Annotated in this window: 20 protein-coding genes; 3 read left to right on the top strand and 17 right to left on the bottom strand. The window is 43.9% G+C overall.

The genetic code is table 11. From position 1 onward, the window contains the following. Nucleotides 1–142 precede the first annotated feature (142 nt). Genes icmH through R7Z78_RS08775 form a run of 5 tightly spaced genes read right to left on the bottom strand, consistent with a single transcriptional unit; the run spans nt 143 to nt 4,863 of the window. Nucleotides 143–934, bottom strand: a complete 792-nt coding sequence (gene icmH / locus R7Z78_RS08795) for a type IVB secretion system protein IcmH/DotU (protein ID WP_025767903.1) — start codon at nt 932–934, stop codon at nt 143–145. Further along, nucleotides 931–2,256, bottom strand: a complete 1,326-nt coding sequence (gene tssK, locus R7Z78_RS08790; RefSeq protein ID WP_104976196.1) for a type VI secretion system baseplate subunit TssK — start codon at nt 2,254–2,256, stop codon at nt 931–933. The genes icmH and tssK overlap by 4 nt, the downstream gene beginning before the upstream one ends. A gap of 11 nt (nt 2,257–2,267) precedes the next feature. Next, on the bottom strand, nt 2,268–2,768 hold the full coding sequence (gene tssJ, locus R7Z78_RS08785) for a type VI secretion system lipoprotein TssJ (protein ID WP_005386118.1): 501 nt from the start codon (nt 2,766–2,768) through the stop codon (nt 2,268–2,270). Beyond that, complete coding sequence (locus R7Z78_RS08780) at nt 2,761–4,254, bottom strand: type VI secretion system-associated FHA domain protein (protein WP_047101282.1); 1,494 nt, start codon at nt 4,252–4,254, stop codon at nt 2,761–2,763. Before R7Z78_RS08780 ends, tssJ begins: the two co-directional genes overlap by 8 nt. 9 nt (nt 4,255–4,263) lie before the next feature. Continuing rightward, entirely contained in the window at nt 4,264–4,863 is a 600-nt protein-coding gene (locus tag R7Z78_RS08775; protein ID WP_017633753.1) for a hypothetical protein, read from the bottom strand. Between the two features lie 503 nt (nt 4,864–5,366). Between R7Z78_RS08775 and R7Z78_RS08770 the strand changes: the two genes are divergently transcribed. Genes R7Z78_RS08770 through R7Z78_RS08760 form a run of 3 tightly spaced genes read left to right on the top strand, consistent with a single transcriptional unit; the run spans nt 5,367 to nt 10,581 of the window. Then, nucleotides 5,367–6,680, top strand: coding sequence for a type VI secretion system ImpA family N-terminal domain-containing protein (locus tag R7Z78_RS08770; protein WP_017633754.1), 1,314 nt, complete (start codon nt 5,367–5,369; stop codon nt 6,678–6,680). A 27-nt stretch (nt 6,681–6,707) separates the two neighbouring features. Then, entirely contained in the window at nt 6,708–10,097 is a 3,390-nt protein-coding gene (tssM, locus tag R7Z78_RS08765) for a type VI secretion system membrane subunit TssM (RefSeq protein WP_104976197.1), read from the top strand. Between the two features lie 31 nt (nt 10,098–10,128). Continuing rightward, nucleotides 10,129–10,581 (top strand): Lrp/AsnC family transcriptional regulator, encoded by a 453-nt coding sequence (locus R7Z78_RS08760; RefSeq protein WP_005373369.1) that lies wholly within the window; start codon nt 10,129–10,131, stop codon nt 10,579–10,581. Between the two features lie 54 nt (nt 10,582–10,635). Here the strand turns inward: R7Z78_RS08760 and tssG are convergent, their stop codons facing one another. From tssG to tssI, 12 genes are all read right to left on the bottom strand, one after another. Continuing rightward, nucleotides 10,636–11,634 (bottom strand): type VI secretion system baseplate subunit TssG, encoded by a 999-nt coding sequence (gene tssG, locus R7Z78_RS08755; protein ID WP_042523537.1) that lies wholly within the window; start codon nt 11,632–11,634, stop codon nt 10,636–10,638. After that, nucleotides 11,631–13,379, bottom strand: a complete 1,749-nt coding sequence (gene tssF, locus R7Z78_RS08750; protein WP_064376649.1) for a type VI secretion system baseplate subunit TssF — start codon at nt 13,377–13,379, stop codon at nt 11,631–11,633. Before tssF ends, tssG begins: the two co-directional genes overlap by 4 nt. 10 nt (nt 13,380–13,389) lie before the next feature. After that, nucleotides 13,390–13,800, bottom strand: coding sequence for a type VI secretion system baseplate subunit TssE (gene tssE / locus R7Z78_RS08745; protein WP_033906409.1), 411 nt, complete (start codon nt 13,798–13,800; stop codon nt 13,390–13,392). Nucleotides 13,801–13,861: 61 nt separating this feature from the next. Further along, nucleotides 13,862–15,337, bottom strand: coding sequence for a type VI secretion system contractile sheath large subunit (gene tssC / locus R7Z78_RS08740; RefSeq protein ID WP_005373378.1), 1,476 nt, complete (start codon nt 15,335–15,337; stop codon nt 13,862–13,864). Between the two features lie 8 nt (nt 15,338–15,345). After that, nucleotides 15,346–15,852, bottom strand: a complete 507-nt coding sequence (gene tssB / locus R7Z78_RS08735) for a type VI secretion system contractile sheath small subunit (RefSeq protein ID WP_005373381.1) — start codon at nt 15,850–15,852, stop codon at nt 15,346–15,348. Between the two features lie 26 nt (nt 15,853–15,878). Then, nucleotides 15,879–17,453 carry a type VI secretion system protein TssA gene (gene tssA / locus R7Z78_RS08730; protein ID WP_017633757.1) on the bottom strand — a complete coding sequence of 525 codons (1,575 nt, stop codon included), beginning with the start codon at nt 17,451–17,453 and terminating at the stop codon, nt 15,879–15,881. Next, entirely contained in the window at nt 17,440–19,440 is a 2,001-nt protein-coding gene (locus tag R7Z78_RS08725) for a serine/threonine protein kinase (RefSeq protein ID WP_053349228.1), read from the bottom strand. Before R7Z78_RS08725 ends, tssA begins: the two co-directional genes overlap by 14 nt. A gap of 237 nt (nt 19,441–19,677) precedes the next feature. Next, a complete protein-coding gene (locus R7Z78_RS08720; RefSeq protein WP_033906406.1) occupies nt 19,678–20,622 on the bottom strand; it encodes a hypothetical protein in 945 nt (314 codons plus the stop codon). After that, entirely contained in the window at nt 20,615–21,607 is a 993-nt protein-coding gene (locus R7Z78_RS08715; RefSeq protein ID WP_053307562.1) for a DUF2169 domain-containing protein, read from the bottom strand. The genes R7Z78_RS08720 and R7Z78_RS08715 overlap by 8 nt, the downstream gene beginning before the upstream one ends. Then, complete coding sequence (locus R7Z78_RS08710; RefSeq protein ID WP_104976199.1) at nt 21,588–22,907, bottom strand: hypothetical protein; 1,320 nt, start codon at nt 22,905–22,907, stop codon at nt 21,588–21,590. The genes R7Z78_RS08715 and R7Z78_RS08710 overlap by 20 nt, the downstream gene beginning before the upstream one ends. Nucleotides 22,908–23,001: 94 nt before the next feature. Further along, nucleotides 23,002–23,484, bottom strand: coding sequence for a hypothetical protein (locus R7Z78_RS08705; RefSeq protein ID WP_025767908.1), 483 nt, complete (start codon nt 23,482–23,484; stop codon nt 23,002–23,004). 2 nt (nt 23,485–23,486) lie between these two features. Further along, nucleotides 23,487–25,565: a type VI secretion system tip protein VgrG gene (gene tssI, locus R7Z78_RS08700; RefSeq protein ID WP_042523523.1), complete on the bottom strand. Its 2,079-nt coding sequence runs from the start codon at nt 25,563–25,565 to the stop codon at nt 23,487–23,489. Nucleotides 25,566–25,573 lie beyond the last annotated feature (8 nt).

The raw sequence follows: 25,573 nt of genomic DNA, 5'->3' as shown, positions 1-25,573 counted from the left end.
TCCATTTGAATTTTATTGATTGAATGATAAAAGAGATCGCAAACTACAATCTCTCTAAATAACTAGTGAATTTCACTAAAAGACCAGTGATATTCACAATAAGCCCTAAAACTGGCAGAAGATCTCATTTTTAGATTTCTGGTTATCTATACACTTCAAGCAGTTGCTGGAATTTTAAGTCTATGACGATGTAGGTTGCCGCATACATAAGCGCAAACGTCATCGCACTAAGACTTAAGATCAGCTTGGGTGAAATTACCCTTTTTAACGGCTTCTTTAGGTATTTAGCTTTAAGGTTGATTAAAGAAACTTTTTCTTGTTCTGCTAGGCGGTCATCTCGCACTAATCGATAAATGGTGCTGCCAATTTCCGCTAACTTTTCGTTGCCACGCTCTTCACGGCCGTACTTGCCTTGGAAACCAAGTTGAAGCAATAAATAGAGAAACTCTATAACGTGACGGTATTTGCGAGGGTCGGCTTTTAAGCGGTCGAGAATAACGAAAAACTTGTCACCACCAGATGTTTCGTTGTGGAATTCAGACAGTAAGCTGTTCTGGCTCCAGTGACTATTTGCCCCCCACTCTTGTCGACAAACAGATTCATCAATCGCCGCACACAAGCAGTAACGAATAACAAGAACCGAAGCACGATCGAGCTCCATTTCATTAAGTTTTCGTTCACCTTTTCGAATCTCACGTGCCACTTGTTCACGAAATGGCATCGGGTCATCAAGCCAAGGGATCGAAGACATACAAGACAGACTGGCGATCAACCATGAGAACTGGTCCACTAGCGGGTTAATACCCATGTTGTCGATAGATAGATCTTGTACTGCGATGTTTCTCGACAAGTCAGGCGCTGGCATTACCTCCATTGGTTTGCCAGGCTCTGGTTGGAATAAGACTACGGTGACGTCGGTTTCTGCGTAACTCATAGACGAACGGCCCAAAGTTGCAATGATAAGTTAGCGAAATCGCCCGCAACGTGAATCGCAATCGCAGCAGTGTTCTTCAATGCCATCCACTCTTCGCCCGTTTTATCGAGCTCGAAATAGGTGTAGCCAGCGTGATACGGCAGCGCGCGTGGCACAACTGGCATTGGTTTGATCTCAATCCCAGGCAGTTGAAGGTTAATCAAGTCACGTATGTTATCGATAGAACCGATCTTCGTTTGGCTGACAAACTGGGTATGCAGAACATCCAAGGTCACGTCGGCTTTAACTGCGAGGATAAAGGTTGTCGTATCAATGATCTTATTGTCAGGGATTGCTGCCGTTCTGATGCCATAGTTCTGATCTTTTAAGGTCAGTGGAATTGCTCTTTGCTCAGACATCACGCTCAATGTCATTTTCGCACTGTCTAGGACGCGAGAAAGACAGCTAGTAAGATCACCATGATTGTACTTCGTAAACTCAATAGGTCGGCGTGTCGTTGAGCACAGCGTCGAAAGCTCACCCTCTGCCTGAAGAAGAATTCGATACAAAGACTCAGGATGCACAGCTTCTGTGCTGGCGAAATGCCAAAACAAGGGTTCGTATCGGTTGAGCGCTTGCAATAGCATAAAGTCAGAAACCGATGATACACCTTGTTGATCCACCACCCCTAATCGCTGGACTATCGATTCCGCGCGATGCTTCAACATAGAAGCAAACTCGGTCCCAAATTTACTCAGTACTGTCGACGCATGAATATCGATACAGGTAGGAATGAAACTATCATCTAAGATCACGCTGCCATCAGGCTTCACTTCTGAGATCTTTAAGATCGGAATAGACGTGTAAGCACTCTTATCTTCATGATCGTACATCAAGCAAAAGTTAAGCTTACCGACGACGATATTTGCCATGTCTTCCGAATCATAACAAGCGTCAACCGCTTCTTGAGATTCCATCGTATAGCGCGCACCGTCTTTTTTGGTACCAAATAACTCAGAACGTTCCGATGGTAACGGACAGCACAAATAAACGACTTTATCGGCAATCGAAGGATCTACATCTTTCACTTCAGGCAGCTCAGCAAGCAACGGAAGCTCAAATGGTGTCCGGTCTTGTAAAATACCTTCAGCACGAGTAATACCGATTTTACCCAGTGCTAGTAACTGAGAGTTGATTTCTAAACGTTTAATTCCCCAATGCAAAGGCGATGCATTGGCACTCAGTAGGCTCGATAGTTTACTTTGCGAACGATCGAGTTGTTGAAAATGCTGCGGCTTCATGAACATTCCATCTTGCCAAACAACTGGATTGTATAAAGACATGTTTCTATCCCTTAAAAGTAAACCTGTTCAATGCCGCGAGTGTTATCAGAAATTAACTCACTGCCCTCTAACTTGAGCTTGATGTAGTACTCGCTCTTCTCTTCAATAACTTCCACTTTTCGCCATGACGAACCATCAATATCACGAAAAGCCACTGAAAAACCGACGGCACGAGTGTCAGGGTCTAGCGTTAGCATTTCATGAACTTTTCCACCTGGCTGTATTTGATATTCGTAACGTTTGATGTACTCATCACCCAACGACGCTTTATCGCTCTCAAACAAGGCAAAGAAATCTAAGCTTCGGAACAATACTGGCGAACTTAATTCGTGAAGACGGAGAATAACTGGAGATGACTGGCCCCCATTTCTCACATTGAGTACAGGTGATGCCTCAATAACCAATTCAATCGACGAAGTTTCTGGTGTGATACCTGTGGACTCTTTAAATTGATCCCACATGGAACAACCGGACAACATGGCAAATCCGAGTAATACGGCGATACTACGCATGGTTTCCCTTAATCACTTTGTTATAGTTTTTCTTAATCAGCCCTTTTAAGGATGTTTCATTAAGCAGGCGACGATTATTAGTGTAGAAATCTAGGTATTCGGCCCACAGCTTTGACTTAGTTGAGAACAAAGACTGGCTAGCGACCCTGTTAGCAAATGCTACGGGATCGTTCGTTTCAGACTGTTCTAAAACGAGCTCATTCAGTGCTTTGTTAAACATAACTTGGTGGTCGTTCAGCTCATCGAGCATTTGTTCAACCAGTTCATTTGGAGCCAGTAATTGCTGACTATTCAAAGTGAGCATTAGCTCTGCAATGTTCGAGTTAGCCTCACTCGCACTCTGCTCATCCTTTAACGATTCCACTTCGTGCAACTCTTTCTGTAGGTTATCAATACATAAACGCAAGCAAGTGCCCATTTGCTTGAATAACTGCGCCTCGTTTGTCATCAACTCTGGATTTCGAATACCCAAACCATCAAAAAACGCTTGCGCTATATCTTGAGAGCAAACGGCCGCATCAGTATCGACTTGTGCTTTCGTCGTACTGTTTATCGCGTGCTCTGCCGTAGGTATTTGAAGTTGCTGATTAGTGTTAGGAGAAGGCGTAAAAGATTGGGTCATCTCTTCCCATTTTGACCCTGTGTTAGCCTGCTCTACGACCATCTCAGTAACATTAGGCGTACGATGTTGTCTTTGAATCGTGCTATCTGGGGCTACCGTGCCAGGTTGCATCACCTCAGCTGAGGCAATATCGGCTCTATGTGCCTTACCGCTTTCTGGCGCTAATGCATCATTGACTGATGCGTTACTCTTGGTTTCCGCAGCCATCCAGTCTTCAGGGATTAGGCTTGGCTGATCGAATTCGGAATATATACTGAAACTGTCATCGACCACCTGACGCGTGCTTTCCACGGTTCTAGGTTGTTCAGATTCTGTACGCTCATTATCACGAATTAAGTAATCGTCATCTCGCTGCATCGAAAAGTTAAGGTGAGCAACAGGATCATGACAATCAATGTCATCCTGTTTAGTCTCCATAAACAAATCTTCTAAGGCACCGACTTTTTCTTCCTCTTCGACAACCGCATCTCCTAGACTAACCAGAGGATCGCTAGATACTCGCTCAGGAGCAATATCAGCGGCGATGTCTAGTGTTGAGGTAACGTGCTCAAGAGAAACACCAATCTCATATTGCCCTAAAGAAATGATGTCGCCATCAACTATCGCAACGGGTTGATTTTTTAGTATTTTATTCCCATTTACCATTGTGCCATTAGTTGATACGTCACTTATATAGTAGGTATCTCCATACACGCTGAGCAAACAATGAGTGCCCGATATAAAGCGGTTGTGATCGGCTAAAGACACGCTACAGCTTGGGGAACGACCTATCGAACCACCACTTTCAGGCATTTCAATATGCTTTGCACCGGTGTATTCCTCTGGACACTTTGAGATAAATAAAACTAGCTGATTTGAGTACATTTACGAACCTCAAAAGAGCAAAGAAACTGATAGTTCAAGCCCACCAATTCCATCATTTACAACCGGAAGGATATAAGAGGCCTGCGGGATAATTTGTATATGGGCGTCAGGATTACTGCCTAACTTTATAGCAGTACCAAGGGTCACAACCGCACCTAACTCAAACTGGTCGATGTCTTCAACACTCTCATAACGATAGCCCTCTTGGTCTACTTGCCAGCGATTAGAATATTGCGAGTAACCGACAGACAAGCCCGCACCAACGTATGGCGTGAAAACACTCCAAGAAGTCAACGCATATTGAGGAACAACACGAAGTTCATAGTTCGTCGCTTCTTGATATAAGCCGTTTGCTGGCGCTTCAATATCTTCTGCTAGATAGTTTAGCCCTAACCACCAACGCCAACGGTTATTGTTTTCATCAATAGGACGAGTATGAACCAAGCCGAACCTAAGCGTATCCTGCTCACCACTTTTACCTTCATCGTATTTAATGCTATCGATAGTCAACATACTGGTAGAGAGTCCATATCGCTCCCCTTTTGCCATTGCAACAGAAGAAAATAGACACATGGCTGAAATCAGCCCAATTTGACTTGGTTTTAGCATTTCGTCCCTCTAGGAAAACCGATATTCTACTTAGAGGCGAAAGATATCAATTATATTCTCTTTTTCAATAAGCCTAAAAAAACACCTATAATTTAATACATTTCAACTATCAGGTTGGTTGTTTTACCTACAAACAAAAACTAAAGAACCGACTACAGATTAAGTGACGAGACAGTAAATCTTTCTATTTAAATAGAAGTAACAGAATTTGATTGCTAATTGAACAAAACGTAATCTCCGATAACAATTTAGTTACTTTTTAATCAACGTTCTTATCTTCATATATAAGTTTCTTCTTATAAATAGACTTAACTATTGATATTAATATTATGAACAAAGATCACACTAAAAGTAATTTAATTTCTTTTAATGAATTTTTATTATCTAATCCGCTTATTTTGTCTATAGAATTGCGGCAGATGTGCACTGCTTATAATTTAATATAACAGTAGTGAAATCCTATATAACTTAATACTTCTATATGATCAGTTGGAACTTTCCTTATGTTTTTTACCGACTTCGCTCGAAGACCAATCGATGAAAATAACCCAAGCGGCTCTAATCCTAATGGTTCTGAGGATTTTGACGAAATTAAACGTCAAATAAACAACCTGAATAAAGTCACAGGGAGAGTCTCGTGGAAAACGGTTCAAACACTCTCAAAAAAGATCTTGAGTACCCAAGCGAAAGACCTACGTTGTTGCTGTTACTTTACCGTTGCGTCAACCTATAACGACGGCTTAAGAGGCCTTGTTGAAGGGTTAAACTCAATACTTGATGTGTGTGTCGTATATTGGTTCAACGCGTATCCAGAGCATTCAAAGTCAAAGGCACGAATGAGCGCTATTGAATGGATGGTAGAGCATACTGAAAAACGAATTAATAAGCATCGGGCGTTACCAGAAGAGCTTCCATTGATAGAGGCAGCACATCAATTATGCTTGAGGATTGAGGAAGAGCTTCGTCTTCATTACGGTATTGAAGCGCCGTCATTAGGTCGCATTCGCCGTATTTTGAATCAATGGATTGAGCAGATAAAAGAACAACAAATTGCGGCTGAGTTACGCGAGAAAAAACAAGCCAACACTAGCGCTCCTGCAGCAACGCAGAAGGCACCTGAAATTAAAGTGAATGTGTCTCCCTCTCCCTCACCGGTGTCATCACCCAACCTAAATAGCCAAGAGAAAGCATCACCGGCAAAGTCTGGTCGATTTATGATCTACTTCGTTATTGGTTTGATTGTTACTGCGATATGTTCACATTTCATGTACGAGCAACAACGTTATCGAACATTGGAGCAAAAAATTAATCAAGCTTCACTTAATGAACTTGTAAATTTGGTCGCCTCGTTAGATTACGAAAATAAAAAATATGCTCAGTCATTGAAAACGCAGGCCATTAATCGTGTCGATATTATGATGAATAACTGGTTTTTAGACTCGGCAAAAGTAAGTAACGTCAGCGAGCTCGATAGCTTGACCAATGAATTAATCGCAATCTATCCGGATTCGTCTTCTGCACAGCAGCTACGTCAAAACTTTTTGACACAGAGCGCCCATTTAGAAGACCAGTTTATGGATGTTTATAAGCGATTCTCAGACGCAAGAACGGTGTTTGCCAACGTAGCTAGACAGAATGTAGATAAGAACTCTGAAAAGGCGTACGAATACAGTAACTCGTTATTCCCGCTTTTAGGTCGTATTGAATACGCTGAAAAGTATTCACAGCAAAAGGAAATTGACCGCGCAACCCTTTTACTGAACATCTACCTATATAAATTGAGTCAGCTACAAGCTGAAAAAACTGACAATAAATAACAATACAATTAAAGAAGTTTTAGGCTTATGTTCAAACAAAAACTGTTTAGAAATCCAGTGGTGATTTCTACTATATTGATGTTTTTAGTGGTTGCAATTATCACCACTATTTATCTGCTTTTTCTTGACGAAATCGATCAACTTTATCTTTGGCTGACCCTTGGTGCTATCGCCATTGTTTACGTCACTTTTCAATTCACATTATGGTTGAAGAAAAAGAACAACGCTAAAGCTCAACATTTGGAAACCGAGGAAGAAGCACTTTCTATGGTTATCCAGCCTCTTCTTGCTAACTCAGGCAAGAAACCAATTTACCTGATGCTTGGTAATAAAGGGTCAGGGCGACGTCAATTTTTATTTAATTCTAGTGCAATTAAACCGATGGATCGCACTAGAACCGCTAAGAATGACTTTTTTGAATGGTACGAATCTGACAGCGCTGTGTACATCAAACCAGACCAACGCTTAGTGTTCCAGGAAGTATCAAGCAGTGATGCTTCTTTATGGAATACGTTCATTGAAGAAGTTATTCATCATCGACCTCGAAAGCCATTTTCTGGGTGTCTATTCTTCACCGATTTCGAGTTCATGATCGTCTCTGAGCCAGAGCAAAAAGAGTACACCATTTCGTCGTTATTGGCGCGCTTGAGTACCATCAACTCTAAAACGTCTTCAGCATTGCCAATCTATTTGATTATGTCAAAGCTAGACAAGTTAGATGGCTTTAAAGAATACATGCACTTTAGCTCTCTCAAGACACGTGTTGAGTTCCTCTCTATCCCACTAAAAGAAGCCAAAGGTGTATTTGCAGAGTACTACCGCGATAGCTATCGAAATCTAGTGAGAGTGCTTGAAAGTAATGCGCTAGATGCATCCGCTAATTCAACGGACATTGATGAGAAACAAGCAATACTCGCTTTCCCTAAGCAGTTTGAGCTATGTCAGTCTGAAGTCAGCTATGTGCTTGAGCGTCTATGTGATGTTAACAACGGTGTCTATTCACTAGACATCCGTGAGATTTTCTTTAGTTCGAGTCTGCAAGGCGGTCGCAAGTACAATTTACTTGCAAAAAGTTGTAGTAATTACTTCAACTTACCTATTATCGCGTCAGAGCATACTCAGTTAACAGAAACGCCTTATTTCTCTCGCTTTCTGATTGATTCACAAATATTGCCGGAAAGCGACTTTGCGGGCGAAAACAAGACGTATCTTCGTCTAATTCAGAGACAAAGCCGTTTGGCAATACTCGGCTCTATTATCCTGCTTACTGGGGGCAGTTACTTCTTTTTCACGACATTAGACAGTAACTTACATGTGATGAATCAACTCTTGAGTATCGATGACAAATCACAAGTGGAGCAAGATGCAAGATTCGATGAGCTTTTAGCGAAGGCGACGAAAGCAATAGAGCCTTCTTATGGGGCGTGGCTTAAAGGTTCTAAGGCTTTGGATGAAGAGATATTACCACTCAACATTAGCCGTTTGGATCAAAGCACTCGCATCGCTTACGAAGCATTACTTAAGGACGTTGCTCAACAGTTGATACCTCTCATTGAGAAAGGTTACCGTCTACAACTGACACAAAATCAAAACACTTTTACACGCGCTTTACCTCTATTGAAGGGGTATCTAATGCTAAACGATCCAACAAAGCGTGATATCCGTTTTTTGCGTCATCAAACTCTCCAAATGATGAACGACTTGAGCAACCAAAATGACGTCGTCAATCAGGCGATGCGCTATTTGGACGCTTACTTTCGCACACAGTTTGATCCAATTGATATCAATATGGATCTTGTTCGCGCAACACGTCGCTCATTGCTAGCAAATTCGAATGTTGATCTCGTTTATGCAGGCATTTTAAACGAAGCAAATTCGATTGATTTAGGAACCCTAGATCTGCAACGAGCTGTGGGTTTTGAGTTTAGTAATGTGTTCAACACACCAATCGATAGCGAACGCTTGATCGTAGATAAGATCTATACCTCCACTGGTTTTAGCACTTTTTATCGACCACGCGTGGACCTAATGTCACAACAAGTCATCAGTGACAACTGGGTTTTAGGTCTGTCACAACACGTTATTCCTACTAGTGAAGAACAAGAAGCCTTCAAAGAGGAAGTACGTAAAAAATATACTGACGACTACATCAGTAATTGGCGCAATGCGCTGAGTGAACTAAAAGTCCAGAACTATGACAATGTCGGCGATCTAACGAACGCGATAGACTTAATCTCGGGCCCTTCTTCACCAATGACAACCGTACTGAAGCAGGTCTATGCCAACACACAATTTTCACCCGTTGGTGAAAAAAATGCTCTGATTTCAAAGCTAGACCCGAAACTCGTGGCAGCGGCAGACTCCGCATCAGACGCAGTAGAGGAAGTAGTTAAGCCTGATTACTTGTTGATGAAACGTGTTGAACAAGCTTTTCACTTATTAAACCAACTTCAGGTCAGTGAAACACCAAACTCCCCTACTCCTTGGGATGAGACCGTAACAGCGCTAAGCCGTGTTCGCACGTATATGAAAGACATTGCTGATGCACCTGACCCGCAAATGGCGGCGCTAGCGGCAGCTCAGCATCGAATGAACAGCAGTGAAGCTGACCCATTAATAAAACTTAAACAGATTGCCCAAAAATCACCGGAACCCGTTCGTAGCTGGTTGTTAGATGTGGTTCAACAAAGCTGGTCAGTCATGATTAAAGAGTCCGCTAAAGGCATTCAAACCCAATGGTACAGCGAGATTTACACCAAGTTTAAAGAGATAGGGCTAGGACGATACCCATTTGATCTAACAGCGACCGAGGAAATCTCAATTGAAGATTTTGAATTACTGTTTGCTTCAGGTGGCTTGTTAGACACATTTATTCAGAAAAATTTTGCACCGTTCTACGATACCAATTTGTGGACGCCAAAACAGGTGGATGGCGAGACGATGCCAATCTCTCCGGCTCTGTTAGTGCAACTGCGTAACTATAACGTTATTCGAGACACATTAATTAATAAAAGCACTAACCGCGTTCATATTCCGTTTAGTGCAAGAGTACTCGATCTTGATTCTAGTGCGATTAGAGCGAGCTTAAAAATTGCAGATACCAATATAAGTTACTACCACGGTCCAAGCCGCATTCGTGAAATGGCATGGCCACCGCAAAATGGTGACTTCAATATTAGTATCACACTCCAGGATGTAACCGATGAAGGCAGACAGCACGTTTTAAATAAGAGTGGTCAATGGGCGATATACAGATTGCTAGGTGACTCGACCTTGACAAACACTCATAACGGCAGCTTTGTCAGTGACATAAAAGTGTCAGGGAGGGACTTGAGCTTACGCATCACTCCGTTGACACAGAAAAACCCATTCACTCTTGCTGAGCTGTATAACTTTACGCTCCCTGAGTCGATTTAATAACAATATAAAAACAAAATAGGCAGAACACATGATTTCAAACATGACTTTACAAGGTTTAGATAAATTAGATCGAAAAATACTTTCAAGTCTATTGTCGAATGGGCGAGAGTCGATTGCGAATCTATCCCGAAACATTGGTTTGTCTCGAACAGCAGTAGCAGAAAGAATTAATCGTTTAGAAAAGACCGGTATTATCAAAGGCTATACCGCACAGATTCGTGTAGAAAATGAAGGGCGAAAAGCCGCTAGTTATCTACTGATCTCTTGTGAAAAGGGTAAGAAGAATGATGTAACGAATGCACTTAAAGAAATCCCTGAGGTTCGCTTAACGAGCGTTGTTGGTGGCAACTTTGATATTATTGCCCTAATTGAAGCGCCCGACCTGCAGTCTATTCATCATCTTTGTAATGAAATTGAATCATTTAACGGCATTCAAAGGCTTGATACTACCGTTGTACTGCACCAGCCGATCAGTCGTTAAGCTTTTCTGACCTCTTCGAGGAAAACATAAAGGGCCGCTCGTTGAGCGGCTTTCTTATATGCTTCCGATAAGTCGAATTTTGGCGTCTTTATCACCTGGGTTACCAAGCCAGAACGTTTGACCTAGTTGGTTCCCTTCTCCATTACCCAGTTTGTTTTCTGGAATACTGTCGAGGTTAACTGTCAACTTTAGGTCCCACGACATTGGGTCACGCAGAATAAAGCGCATCAAGCCCACCAGCGTCTTATGTAACTCACCATCGTAGGAAAACTGCTTAAACGTTTCAAAATCAATGTTGTCGATACACAAGTTAAACTTGCCGTTCAAATCCGCAATGCTTTGTCCCAAGTGTAAGCTTTGCCCCAATACACAATTGGAACGATTGAGTTTGTTACGCTGGCTTTCAGCGATTTCTACGCGTCTATAAACCCATTCTTCGATTCGCACATTCGGCAGTGAAAAGTAGTGCGAAACAATACCGGAAATAAGCTTAGGTGAACGTGTACGCGTAGATAACTGGTTCACGTAAGACAGAACTTTCGCTCGATCTAACTCCGCGACTTCACAATCTTGCATAACGCTAGAGAGACCAGCCAAATGCAGTATGCGCCCAGAAAACGCATCGCTTGCCCCGCTTTTGTACTGCACGTGATATCGGTATTTCTTCCAAACACGATACAGTAAGCTTGTATAGCGGTTGTGGAAAAAGTCGAAGAAATCCTTCACTGGGTTATCATCGGGATCACGACCGACGAGTTTCTCAGTGTAAGACGCTGGCAGGGGCGAGCTTGAACCATGCAAGCCAAGAAAGTTCGTCTCAATACGTGAATATTGCTTTCCGTTTCTTTCCATATGAGTAATAAAATCCATATCACTCTTTGGAAAGCACAGGTTTGGCGACACGCTGAACTCAATTCGCTCTTGATGGAAGTATTTGTTCTCGCCCACGGCAACAAAATTTGAGTTTGGCTCCAACTGGTAGTGTTTCTCTAACAGCAACACCGCTTGGTAGAAACTAAACTCATTCGACTTATCAGAAAGTGTGTTAATCATAGTATCGTCTGCTGCCCGATTAGGCTTGCCCAGTTGTAAACCTCGCCCGTCGCTTCATCGAACACCTCTAGTTCGGTAAAGGAGTTCACACTCGAATACAAACGGATAAATTCATTCAATACCGTGGCCATAAGGAACATATCGCCTTCATTTACGAAGAACTTAGAGTCCGTCACGAGCTTGAATTGGTTACCACGCACAGATACACCACGAAATACGCGATCGATTGGTTTCATCTCTGAAGAAATAATGCCATCAAGTCGATGAATCGACGCGCGGTGGGCTTGTCTATCGACTCGAGAGTGGAAGTCGTAAGTCGAGAGCAACACTTTCAACACATCGATATTGGCCAAAGACAAGTAGTTGAGCGACATGTTGGCAATCAACTGCCATTGAAGTTCACCATTAACCTGAGGACTTACTGACTGTGTTGGCTTAGTAATGTTTTTAAACGTCGCATACGTTGGCGATTTGTGCGTCGCGTACGTGATATCTCCTACTGACAGGCGCTCCGCTAAGTCTGCGTTACTGCATTGCAGTTTCATCAATACTGTTTCAGTCCCTAAATCCGCGATGTCGCCATTGTGAGTATGGAATGAGATATAGCGCTCTAACCCTCTTCCGCTTACTCGCTCGCCCACTTTGGATTTGTAGAATTCTCGCTTATCACGCTGGTTGATTTGGTGCTCAAACGATTCAAATTCAATCAGTGGTTTTCGGCGACGCTCGTCTTTACTCCAGCTCTCCACTTGCTCAATGGAATAAACCTCGTAATGCTCCTGAGTGTTACTTTGTGGACGCACCTTGTACTCGTTTCGTCGATGCTCTAAGCGGATTGGATCGCCGTCTTTTTCAAACAAGTTAACCGCAGGTGTGCAGTGCAACCTTAAGTGTTTATCTTTAAGTACCACTTCTGAAGGCAAAGCACGCTTAAAGTGGAATTTGATTTTGACCGTGCTGCGTTGCGGAATGCCTTTTAGCCACTCTAAGCCCTTGATGTCGAAGAACATGAACTTATCTGGCAAAGAGAAGAATTCTTGCAGCAAACGGTAGCCTGCAAAGGAATTTTTGCTGTAAGGCAACAGCGCCTCGTCCTCTTCATGCCCGGCTGGCTTAACGTATTCTGGCCCTAAACGATGTTTGTAGCCGCCACCAACATCCAGCTCGACGTAATCTAGATAACGGAACATCCATAAGAAGACGGTGCGAGTAATATGAATCTCACCATGCAGATGCAATCGCAGCGTGTCTAAGCCGATCCGAGACAGTTCCAGGCCATGCTCCGTCGATAACGTCACATCAATCATCGAACTGGTGCGGCTGTTAGTTTGTTCAATGTTAGTAATCGTAATTGGGTATAGATTGACGTCATAACAAGTACGGAACAAACACTGCGTGCCTTCTACCTGCTCGCTGGCCATTTCCGCACCACGTTTCACCACGGTTTTCTCAGTAACACTTCCGGTATGCGGTTTTAGTTCGCTAATGCACAAAGACGGGATCGAACGCATGTAATGTGGCCACAGCAAAGTCATCAGAGATTGCGTTAGCTCAGGAAGTTCATCGTCAATCTTTTCGCGGATGCGTCCGGTCAAAAAAGCAAAACCTTCCAGCAGTCGTTCGACATCTGGATCAAAAGTTCCTTCAGAGAGAAAGTGAGTTAACTTCGGATGATATTTGGCAAACTCACTACCCGACTCGCGTAAATACGTGAGTTCATCTTGAAAGTATTTACTGTTACTCAAGTGGCACCTACTAAACGTTAAATTGGCCGTCGGTTCCCATGTAGACATCGATCGACATTGGGACTTTACCGCCGTTATGGGAAACTTCGCCGCGAATACCAAAGCCGAGTTGTAATGGATTATGGTGGTCTTCACGGTAATGAACCTCGACATTAAACAGTCGGGGCTCAAAGCGTTCTATGGTTGACGTGATGTTTTTTTGAATATGGCGAACGAGGTTTGTGTTGTTAGAAAGTACGTCGTTAAAATCTGGCAGACCATACTCATTGTCGATCATTGCGTTGCCGGAGTGCGTATTCAACAAGTCAGCGAGATGCGAGTGAATGGATTCAATCAAATGCTTATGAGACACCACTTTCTCGTAGCAGTTTTTTGGTTCTCCTAGCTCGATCCGCTCTAAAAGACGGTAACCTTTTTCCATATGCGGTCCTACGAAAAAAGCAGCCAGTCTTCACTGGCTGCTTGATGGTTTCAGTAATGGGTTATTGGTCTAGCTTACCAACTAGAGACAAGTCGAAGCTTGCGCCCATGTACTTGAAGTGAGGACGTACAGACATCGATACTTTGTACCAGCCTGGATCGCCTTCTACGTCTGATACTTCAACCTTCGCAGCACGAAGCGGACGGCGACCACGAACTTCCGCTGGCGGGTTCTCTTGGTCAGAAACGTATTGACGAATCCACTTGTTCAATTCGATTTCTAGGTCAGAACGCTCTTTCCAAGAACCAATTTGCTCACGCTGTAGCACTTTTATGTAGTGCGCTAAACGGTTGATAATGAACATGTAAGGAAGCTGAGTACCTAGCTTGTAGTTCATCTCGGCTTGTTTGCCTTCCGGCGTGTTCGCAAACACTTTTGGTTTTTGAACAGAGTTTGCAGAGAAGAACGCCGCATTGTCAGAACCTTTACGCATGGTTAGCGCAATGAAACCTTCTTCTGCTAGCTCATACTCACGACGGTCAGAAACCAGGATCTCGGTTGGGATCTTAGTCTCGATTTGACCCATAGCTTCAAAGTTGTAAACCGGTAGATCTTGTACAGTACCACCGCTTTGAGGACCAATAATATTCGGACACCAACGGTACTTAGCAAATGATTCACTGATCTTAGACGCCATCGCGTACGCTGAGTTGCCCCATAGGTAGTTATCATGGCTGTCTGTTACTTGCTCATCGTAGTCAAACGCCTTGATTGGGTTATCTTCAACAGAGTAAGGTGTACGTAGCATAAAGCGAGACGTACATAGACCTAGGTAGCGCGCATCTTCGTGCTCACGCAGACCACGCCATTTCGCGTACTGTGGACCTTCGAATACAGACTTCAGATCTTTTAGGTTTGGCAGCTCTTCGTAGCTGTCTAGACCAAAGAATTTAGCCGATGCCGACGTGATGAATGGTGCGTGAGACATTGCACCTACGTTAGCCATGTATTCCATCAATTTGATGTCAGGCGACGAAGCTGACATAGCGTAATCACAAATGACGGCGCCAACAGGTTTACCACCGAACTGGCCGTATTCACGTGTGTAGATTTGCTTGTACAGGCCAGACTTCACCACCTCTGGAGCGTCTTCGAAGTCATCAAGAACTTCGTCTTTCTTCGCAGAGATCAGTTCAATTTGAATGTTCTCGCGGAAGTCAGTGTGATCAACCAGGTACTTAAGGCCACGCCACGTTGATTCAATCGCTTGAACTTCTTCGTTGTGAAGAATTGCATCAACTTGCTTAGACAATTTTTGGTCGATTTCAGAGATCATCAGATCAACCAGAGATTGGTCGACTTTCTCTGTGTTCGAACTGCTTAGTAGCTCACTGATGAATGCTTCTACGCCGCGTTTTGCAACGTCAAAACCTTCATCACTTGGCTTTAAACGTGTTTCGTTAAGAATGCTATCCAGAAGTGAGCCTGATTCAACTAAGGCTGCTTCTTGTTCTGGCGCTTGTGCTTCTGCAGACATGATATCCCTTACTCTTCTTTCGCGTCTTGGTCGTTGCCAATGCTTAGTTCATCCAACAGTTTCTTTCTCGCTTCTTCATCTTGAAGAACCGATGCGATCTTCTTACGGAACGCAGGCACGTTTCCTAGAGGACCTTTAAGTGCAACCAAGGCTTCGCGAAGCTCAAGTAGGCTGTTTAGTTCAGGTACACTTTTCGCGATCGCTTCAGGAGAGAAGTCCTTCATGTTTTGGAAGGTCAGATCAACACCAATCTGGCCGCCTTCTTCATCAGAAAGACGGTTTTCAACGTTGACTTTAACGTTTGGAGACATGCCCTCTAGCACTTCGTTAAAGTTGTCTTTGTCGATGTTAATTGGAGTACGTTCTTCAATTGGTGTCTCATCTGCACGCGCAGTAAAGTCGCCAACTACCATCATGCTTAGCGGCAGCTCTACGTCTTCTTGCGTATCGCCAGTTGCTGGAACATAACGGATATTAATTCGCTCTTTAGGAGCCACCGAGCCGTCACGTGACATAATTCGTTCCTTATCTAACTCTTTAATTAGTCGTAAATTGCTTTCCACTCTTCATACTTCTCAGGTAGAAGATCCTTGCTTCCAAATAACCGATGGAGTGTTTTTCGAATTAGGTCTTCTAACTGTGACGATAAGTGGGGTTCCCAGCTCGCGAGATTAAACGCTTTTTGTACTTCCCACCCCTTCTCAAGATACGGCAAACACAACGGGTATAATCCAACAGACTGGTAAGCTGCTATCAATTGTAAATACAGCATGAACTGCCCACGTCCCGAGCTATCCAGCTCAAGTTTACGGGCAAGCTCTGCGGCACATTCCCCTAGATTTTCTAGAGTGATATCCTCCATTGGCAGCGAGTCTTCCTGCGAAATCACAACCGTTTGAACAACGGGTTGAGAAGTCGAAGAAGTAGTATCTTGAGTCGATAACCAGCTCAAGGTCGCTTCATCTGCAAATGGTATAGAATTCTTAAATGAGAGGTGCTCGATGCCCTCTAGCGATTCAACAAAACGCGTCACTTCTTGTTTCACAGCAAACGCTGCATCATCAAAGCCCAAGTTATTAAGCATCGAATACACGAAGTAATGGCCCGTCAGCCAAAACGGCGCATCCGTTAATGTGCGCTCCAAACGCTTAATGGTGTCGATGTCGCTTTCTTGGTCAGCTTTATCTCGGTATTCCGCTTGTTGATCGGACGACACTGCCAAGCTCAAAGGCGTTTGATTATTTTGGTGGTCGGGTAGACCATCAATGTCATCCCAAGTCAGATGACGATAAATCCGGTAAGCCAGCGGATCACTTGGGTTCGCATGAAGCATGACTTCCGCAACCTTCTTCAAGGTGCGCTTAGAAGCCGTCGGCGAAGAGAAGTCCGTATCGACATCCACTTCTTTTGCCACCGCTTTCTTAACTGGCGCAGGTTTAGGGGCCGGCGGAACCGCCTTCACCGGTGCGGTTTGCACTTCACTCTGCGCTGGCGTTTCTGCGGCAGCAGGCTGCGTAGCTGGTGCAGGCGCCGCTTGTTCGACGTTAACGACTGCTTCATCGCTCTGCTCATCAGCCGCCGCTTGTTGAGATAAAACATTGAGTTGAGTGCGAATCTCAAAGAAATCCGCTTCTGAGTCTTGATAAACCTCGTCGTACTGACGCTGCACTTCTTCAATAGTCGAAATGCAGTTTGATACCAAATCCCATGACTGAGCGCTTTCCGCTAACTTGCTGCTGACCAGTTTAAACTGATGGTTCAACCATTCGACCGCGCCATCTCGACCCCGCTTTCGCGAAGGATACAGTTCAACGCCAAAGCGATTTAACGCCTCACTAAGCAGCTTCAACCCTTGTTCAAAGCCTTGCAGACCAAACTCTTCTGTTAGCGCGCGAACGAGGTAACAAATGGCTTTTAAGTCTTTACTGTGGTGCTCTAGAACTTCAGTCGCGTGCGTTTTTACCACGCTCCAATCTACTGTTTCGCCAAACAAGGAACCGAATTTCTTCACTTCGGACTCCATCATTTCATAGCAAAACTCGTAACGGGCATCGTTTCCCACTGGAGATTCATCAGAAATAGGATTAAGCAGACGATCGATATCAATGTTGGACAAAATTCACGTCTCCTTCAGTCAAGTAATCTCTCAACGCACGCGCTACCGCAATTGCGCCATTTGCTGGCTTAGATAATCGATGGCTCTGCTCAATCGCATCCGACGCCATGCTATCTAGAATTTTCGTGATTTCTGTAAATTTACTTGGTGCATTCCGTTCTAAATCGGCAAGGGATTCATGTAGCTTTTGTTTGTCGTAAACGGATTGCTCCATCACGGTGCTAAACAAAATAAATTCGCTTCTTGCGACGATTAAATCCTTTATTTTTTTGTCTAGTTCTGGCGTATTACCGAAGTAGGCTTTGGCTAATTCGGCTTCTTCAATTGCTTTGGTGTAAAAGTGCGCCTCTGCATGTTTATCGATGGAGTCATTAATATTTTCCATCACAGCCTTTGGTAAGATTTGGTTGTAAAAATAGGCTTGTGACTGGTTTAACAACCATGCCTCTTTCATTTCATTTTCTGCGAGCTTAGCTTCACCATCTAAAATTAAGCGAGCAATCTGCTTATCTCGACTGCCAGCTATGGCAGATACTTTCATGGAATCGATAGACGCGACATTTAACCCAGACATCACTTTAGTCAACGCCTCATCCGCATATGGAAACAGAGCACCGTCACGAACAAGGGTTTCTCGCAAGGTGACAAGCTCCTTACGTAATTCGACTAATGCCATTGGTAAGCCATCCGCTAACGATTGATACGACGTTAACTGAGCCTGTTTTTCTTCATATAAATTCGAGAGGCTTAACTGCTGAGCTTGATATGCTGTTCGATAAGCTTCTGTCATATCAATACTCTGAGTAGCTTGAGACAATTCTTCTTTGATTTTCCATGGAGGCTGAGCCAAAAAAGAAGCCGTTTCAGAGGGCGTAATAACGTGAGTTACAGTAGTGACACCTCGGGAAAAAATGGCATCCAATTGATCTTTATTCTGTTGATACAAATAACTTCCTGCTGTTGCCAGCACACTCAACACTAAGCTCGCCTCTAATATTTTAAAGCGACCATACGCCGTTTTATCATTTGGCTTACAGTGTGTAAGCAGCAAGTCCGCGTTACGCAAGCTACTGAAAATTGGTGCGTTAGAATTTGAGCTAATTGATTGCGTATCGATTCGCGCTAACTGTTGAGCAAAAGAAATAGCGGTATAGCCATGCCCTCTTGGTTTGTTGATGACTTCTTTCAGCAATTTCCAAATATGAGCCGGGATCAAAGCCGGACGCTTTCGATCTTTTAACTGCTTATTCCAAGCATCACCAAATATTGATCCTAAAAATAGGTGTCCAGCGAGCAAAGCGAGAGAGTAAACATCATCTTGCGGTTCCGCGATGCCAGTTTCTATATAAAGAGGGGAAGCGTAGCTCAAGCTTGCTTCTGCGTAAGGTTCTGTCTCTCCAATGTAACGAGCAGCGCCGAAATCAATGAGCTTAACGTAATCGCCTTCACTCACTAATACGTTAGATGGTTTAATATCAAGATGGCAGATACCTCTTGTATGCATAAACTCTAGAGCGCCAGCGAGTTGATACACCAACCAAGCGATGTGGTCGTGGCGGAAGCCTTTAGAAGAATGACGCTCCATTTTTTCTGCCAGTGATTCACCTTGGATCCACTCGTACATCAAATATGGGCGTTCGAATTCGTTGCCGATTTTTACAAAGTTAGCCACGCTAGGGTGTTGAGAAAGCTCCAGCCTGCTCGCTTCGTTAATCAACATTTTGCTCGCAAATTCTGGCGAGTCATCATTGATAACTTTGCAACAGATTTGCTTCTCTGGCTGCCCTTTTTTTGCAAGATGGTAAACCGTTGTCTTACCATTTTTAGAAGGAAGCTTGTCTAATACATCAAACTGTGAAAAAAGCACGTACTCAAGCTTCGGCTTATTTTTTTCTGCTAGCCTTTGCTCATTCAGTTTCTTTTTCTCAATAGCTTTAACAACCAACTGATCGATATATCCTTTGGCTGTACTCTGATTATTAGACACTTAGTACTCTTTGATAGAATAAATATTATTAGAGTTGAATAATATTTTCTTGAACGTACTTGTATCAAGGTTGGTATTTAAAACAAACAGTAAGCCTATTATTTTAGTTATTATTACTAACTTATTAGACCTTTTTACTTACGCTTTCACTGCATGAGTTATACGCTTTTTCGTGTTACAAACTTCAACCTAATAATATGAGTATATTTTCATTGCCATTTGATCGATGAGTGCCCACTAACATTGCAGTAATTGGAGAACTCCTTTGTCACCATGAAAGTCGAACATTAACAATGTAGTTGGTTGCTTAAAGTGGTGCTCTCTGACCGCAAAGGCAATTAAAGCGAGAGAAGAACAACTACCCATTGTGCCCCACAACTCATTGATAAGCTGCGGTTGTTCTGGGTTCGTGAATCGTTCTGCTTTCGCCCCCAGAGCAAAGCCGTAATCTTCCGAATGCATGCGCAGGTTCGTCATATCGGAATACACTTCACCAAATGAATCGAGCTTTTTACTCGCACGTTGAACAAGTCGAAACATGCCTCTTCGGTCTGAAGTGTTTAATTCCGTATCAATGTAGCCAAGCTGCGCTTGAGGCTTAAGTTTCAATGTTTCTACGGTGTTTTTTCGACAAAGAATTAAACCCGCCCCACCCTCGCTCGGAATAACGCCCCATGGATTATTGGTACTCATTACCATCGCATCGTCGATGAGTGTTTGCATCGAACTCACCAAGGAATCGACACTGATACACATCATAGCATCATATTTATCCAATGATTTCATGGCCTGGAGAACGAAACTGGGCCCACTGGCATGAACAGCATTCACCACAGAGAGAAATTCAGCATAGTTACTTTCACCAAGCCATTCTTGCACCTTTACTAGTGAAACAGACGCAGGCACAGCTATAAGCAAAGGTATTGGTCTCAATGAACGTGGTAACTGTGCTAACAATGAATCAAGCAAGTGGGTGATTAATTCACACGTTTTCTCAAACTGCTCACTTTCTTTGGTGTATTCGATTTTGGCGTAAGTAAAACGCTCGATACCATCATCCCCTACACATTGGTCGAATCTTCCTAAATCAGCATACGAAACTGCACTAGCAATATCTAAATTCATACCGGTTGGCGTCATCACTTCCATCCCTAGCACGTAACGGCCTGTTGAATTATGCATGCTCGCTTACCTCTTCCAACTTAGTGATCGATGTCGACACCAACAAATGCTCCTTGCCCTGACAAGGAAACGCAGCCGTGTAACTGATTGATATAGTTTTCTTTTCCGCATCAACGAATAAGGTGTACATCGCCATATCAGCTTGATAACTTTGACCTTTAAACGTCGCGATCGCACGGTATTTTTCTTTAGGAATTCGAAATGAAAGCGTGTCATCATGACAAAAACCACTCATCATCAAACGCTCCCCCCCACGAAGGAAGCCTTTGCACTGTTGATCAATAGGCGCGCTTTGGAAGAACCGCTTATCAAAATCGAGTGGCAACATTGGCTTGCGATTCTCAATCCAATCGTCATCGAACGTGCCGGCCAGCTTCTGGCGCGCCTCAAAGAACGGAGGCACTGGCCCGAACCCCGCAACGCGTAGTTTTTTCGCGGCGGCACTCCAGTCCTCTCGGGGATAAAAAATCGAGGGCACTTTCTGTTCAAGCAATTCTTTGTTGGAATCGGCAACACCACCGCCTATTCGGTTACGTAAATCACCGCCTACCGCGCAAGTGTAATCAATGTCTTTTTCAATAAATGGGACTGGATTGCTCAGCGTGATACTGCCAGCATGCTCAACCCATACGCGTTCCCCGTGAATAGCGAGAGTCTTATCGATATGACCATCAATCAGCACACGACACTCTTGGTATGTCACTGGCTTTTTCGCGTAGCTGCGCGCTTTGCCGTAAACAAGTACATCTGTGTTTTCTTTGGTATACGCGAACTCGTGGTCAACTTTCATCGCAGAGAAGCCTTCTTCGCCCAAATATTGGGGATCATCGAAGATTTCACTTTCACCTAATTCGTGCCAAACCACACCATCGAATTGCCATGTGCGTTTGGCGACTACAACCCAGACTTCATCGCCGTTTTCGTCACGTTGAAAACGACCTTTAAGTGATAGCTCAGGGTGCGCCTCAATATCCCATAACTGCATTGCTATTCCTTAAGTTGAATCGTTCGCTCGCAGAAGGTGCGGCCTTTAAATTGTTGAAGTTCCAGTCTTGTTGATGAATCGGCATTGCCATATCCCAAGGCACGTAGGCTCTGGATTGAATACAGAGTTGACGCCATAGCCAATCTCGGAACAGCACATCAACGTTAGCATCTTGCATCGCAGCTAACGTAGACTCGAAGCTCAATGCGTAACCCAAGCGGCTTGGTAGATTTTGGATGTATTTTTCATCTTCCACCCACTCATTGAGCAGATCGACGATCTCTTCCCATTCATACTCGACACCAACATCTTGCGGATTCAGAGGAAGAAGCTTTCCGTAGACGACATACAAGGCTTGAAGCCAAATTTCACCTTCAGCTTCCTCCAGACTTTCCAAGTGCTCGATGATTTGGGGCACCAGTTTCCAATTACCACCCAGCGCAAAATCAACAGGTGCTAATGAAGAAGAGATATCAAACGCCTCAAACTCTTTTAACTCAAGTAACTTGGCATAAGTGAGCACTTGCGCTGATGGTAATCCATTTGGTTCGATGCCAAAGCACTGACGGAACCAAGTGCCTCTGTCACGTTTGGTAATCAAACGTTCAAATAGATATTGTTCGCTGCCTGCATTGTCATTGAGCCAATCAATCCCCTCTTTCACGTCTTGTAAAGCGAGCAGTGGCAAAGCAACATGAGAGCTAATGATGCTGGCTTTGTGCCAGCGCTTGATGAGAGAAACACTTAATGTTTGACGTACACGTAAGCATTCAAAGTAAAACGCACTGGATGTCGCATTACCCTCAATAAGCTCCGAAAGCGTGCTATCCATAGATTCAACCGGAGATTGTACGGCAATGACCATTGCGGTTTTAGCGTCAATATCTTCGAGTAAACTCAATCCGCACAAAAGGTTATCCAACTCTGAGCCCAACTCGCCCTGTAGCATCAGCCAGCTGTAGATTTCTGGCTCCTGGCCTCTTAACTGATGAATCAACCCCGGTGCTAGCCGATAAAACGACAAGTACACCTGCTTCAGTTCTTCAATTTGGCGTTCGATCAGCTTGAGATACGCCAACTCACGACTTGGATAACCCCTTTTGTGAATTTGAACTCGCTGCCTGATTAAAAACCCGATACTTTCAGAAGCAATGGACAGCTTTTCATTACAGAAATCCAGCCATATTACTGGCAACTGGGAAAGGTCATTCACAGCGCGATCAGCTTTTGCTAACGCGCCTTCGACTTCTTGATTGGTTATGGGTGCCTTTAGGTGCTCGACACCGATTCTTTGTCGCATCTAGTTATCCGTTATTAGCGTGCCATAACGCGATTGCAATTAGTTAATACAAAGTAATTAGCTAACTCGACGTAAATTAGCTAATGCTAGGTAATTAGTTAATTGCGATCGTTCCGCCTTGAATTTTTTGTGCTTTTTCTGCTTGAGAAGTGACGTACTTCGCTTTAGTGGTAATTCGTCCATCGCGCCCGCTATAGCGAGTTTCTGTCTCACCACTTTTGACTACCAACTCTTGTTCTGTCTCGATAACCATCTTCTTCGCTCGCAATACAAACTCGTCAGAGTCATCCAGAATGGAGAAGAAAATGTCCGTCACAAGAGGCAAGCTTAAGTCGTCGTTCAAAAATTCAACTCGACAACTTAATCGATTATCGATAGCCATTTGCAGCTCAGAACGACGAAAGCCACGTCCTAGTCTCGCAGTGAGTGGCTGCTTAAATGGGTTACCATCAAAATCAACTCGCACACTGCCCGTAGACTCATTGATAGCCACTATTCTTCCAAAACGCGAAAAGCAAGCCGTTGATTCGGCTTGCTGCTCTGATATTACTTCTGTTGTAAGAGGTTGTTTTTCCATTGTTAGTTAACCACTACGTTGCCACCTTTCACGACGACTTTGTCACTGCCTTCGATCGTAATAGCCGAGCCTGATAACTTTATTGAACCATCACTGTTCATCACTAAAGAGGAACCACCCGTTTTCAATACAATCTTGTCGCCACTGATAATTTGCGTTGCACCATCGGCTTTATAAGCGGTGTTCCCTTTCACTGATACCGTTAAGTTGCCACCAATCGTCTGGTTATCATCCGCACCAATATCTGAACTCTTAGACGCACCGATAGTAAGGTTACTGTTTTCGCCAATATCTAAGTCATCATTTTTACCGATCTTAGTCGTACGGTTATCACCAATTTCTAAGTCAGAATTGTTTTTCACATACTGGGCTTCGTTCGCGTTGTATGTGACGGTAACGTCTTGCTCGACTGTCTCGGTAAACGTACTGTTTACTTGTGTCGTTTTATGTCCATGAATGGTTTCTTTATGGTCACCATGAACTTCATTCGTTTGGTGACGTGCAACCTTCAAGAATTCATCTTGACCGATATCACGGTAACGGTTGTTGAGCACCTTGGTCGACATGTCTTTTTGAGCGTGAATATAGACTTCTTCTTGGTTCGCTTCGTCTTCAAAACTCAACTCGTTGTAACCTGTTCCTTTGTGCGTTTGCGTGCGGAACGTGGTACGAGTTTTGTTTTCTGGCAAAGAGTACGGTGGGAAATGCAAACCGTTGTAAACTGCGCCCGTAACTAACGGACGATCTGGATCCCCCTCAAGGAAAGTCACTACGACTTCATGGCCAATACGCGGCAAATAAACTGCGCCCCATGTTGGCGCCGCCATGGATTGGCTTACACGAATCCAACAGCTTGAATGTTCGTTGTTATCACCGTAGCGATCCCAATGGAACTGTACTTTCACTCGACCAAGCTTGTCGGTGTAAATCTCTTCACCTTCTGGTCCTACAACAACCGCCGTTTGAGGGCCATCAACCACTGGTGCTGCTAGTTTAGGCGCTTTAAACACCACATCACGTGGAATACACGAGAACTGGTTGTAGTAAGTGGTTGGCATACCACTCGCTTCATCTTCATGCACTTGCGGATCTTGACCTGTGTGCATTACAGACAACATAAGGTAATCGCGGTTAATCTCAGAACGCGGGTGGTCACTGACGTTAAAGCTGTAACCAGATGCTAAGCGCATTACGTCACTCGTTGCTTCCACTTGTTGATTATCGACTATGTGTTCCGACATCCACTCCGTGGTTCTCACCTGACCCATCAGCGGGTCAACGTATCGTCCAGGATAATCAAACTGCTTGAGATCTTGGTCTAGCTCGCCAGCCTGTGTCATCTCTTGTGGAATTTTAGGGTGTTCGTAGTTGTAATCTGTGTACGTAACCTGTCCTGTTCTAACGCGGTTAACTAACTCGAGATCAGAGATATGTTCGCGATCGGCAACACCGCCACCATCGGCATGATAAACAATCGGCCCAATGTAAGAAGCATTTAGTGGCGAGCTTATCAAAGGTGCAATCGCGTCATTACTGTCGACAATGACCATCGTATGATTTGAATCGCTATGGTCAAAGTAATACCACATACCGTGTTCAGCCATCATACGCTGCACGAAGTGCAAGTCAGACTCACGGTATTGCAGAACGTATTCTTTTGGAGGATAAGTACCCGACACTTCAAATCGGTAATCGGTGACTGCCCCATCATCGAGTACTTCTGTGATGATGTCTTGCGCTGACTTTTGCTGGAAAATACGACAATCTTGGCGCTGAGATAAGAACCAAGCTTGAGGAACCAAGACTAATTGATAACGAGAAAAACGACGTCCAGTCCCTAAGTAACGAACTTCATTCACCACGCCGTTGAACACGCGCGCAGCCCCAACACCTTGTCCGTAAAGTGTCAACGTTCCTGCTTTACGTATTAACTCATCGAACGAGATATCTGGATCAAGTGAAAGTAATGAGAGATTGATGTGGAAAGGCTTAGATAACTCTTCATGAACATGAAAGCTCTCAACCCGAAATTCATGCCCACATCCAGGCACTTCAAATTTAAATTCTACGTCATTCACCATATCTTTTA

The organism is Vibrio sp. 1167 (assembly GCF_033340375.1).
GTDB classification, from domain to species: Bacteria; Pseudomonadota; Gammaproteobacteria; order Enterobacterales; family Vibrionaceae; genus Vibrio; species Vibrio alginolyticus.
Note: the sequence above shows the minus strand (reverse complement) of the source record. Positions and strands in the feature narration are given on the sequence as shown.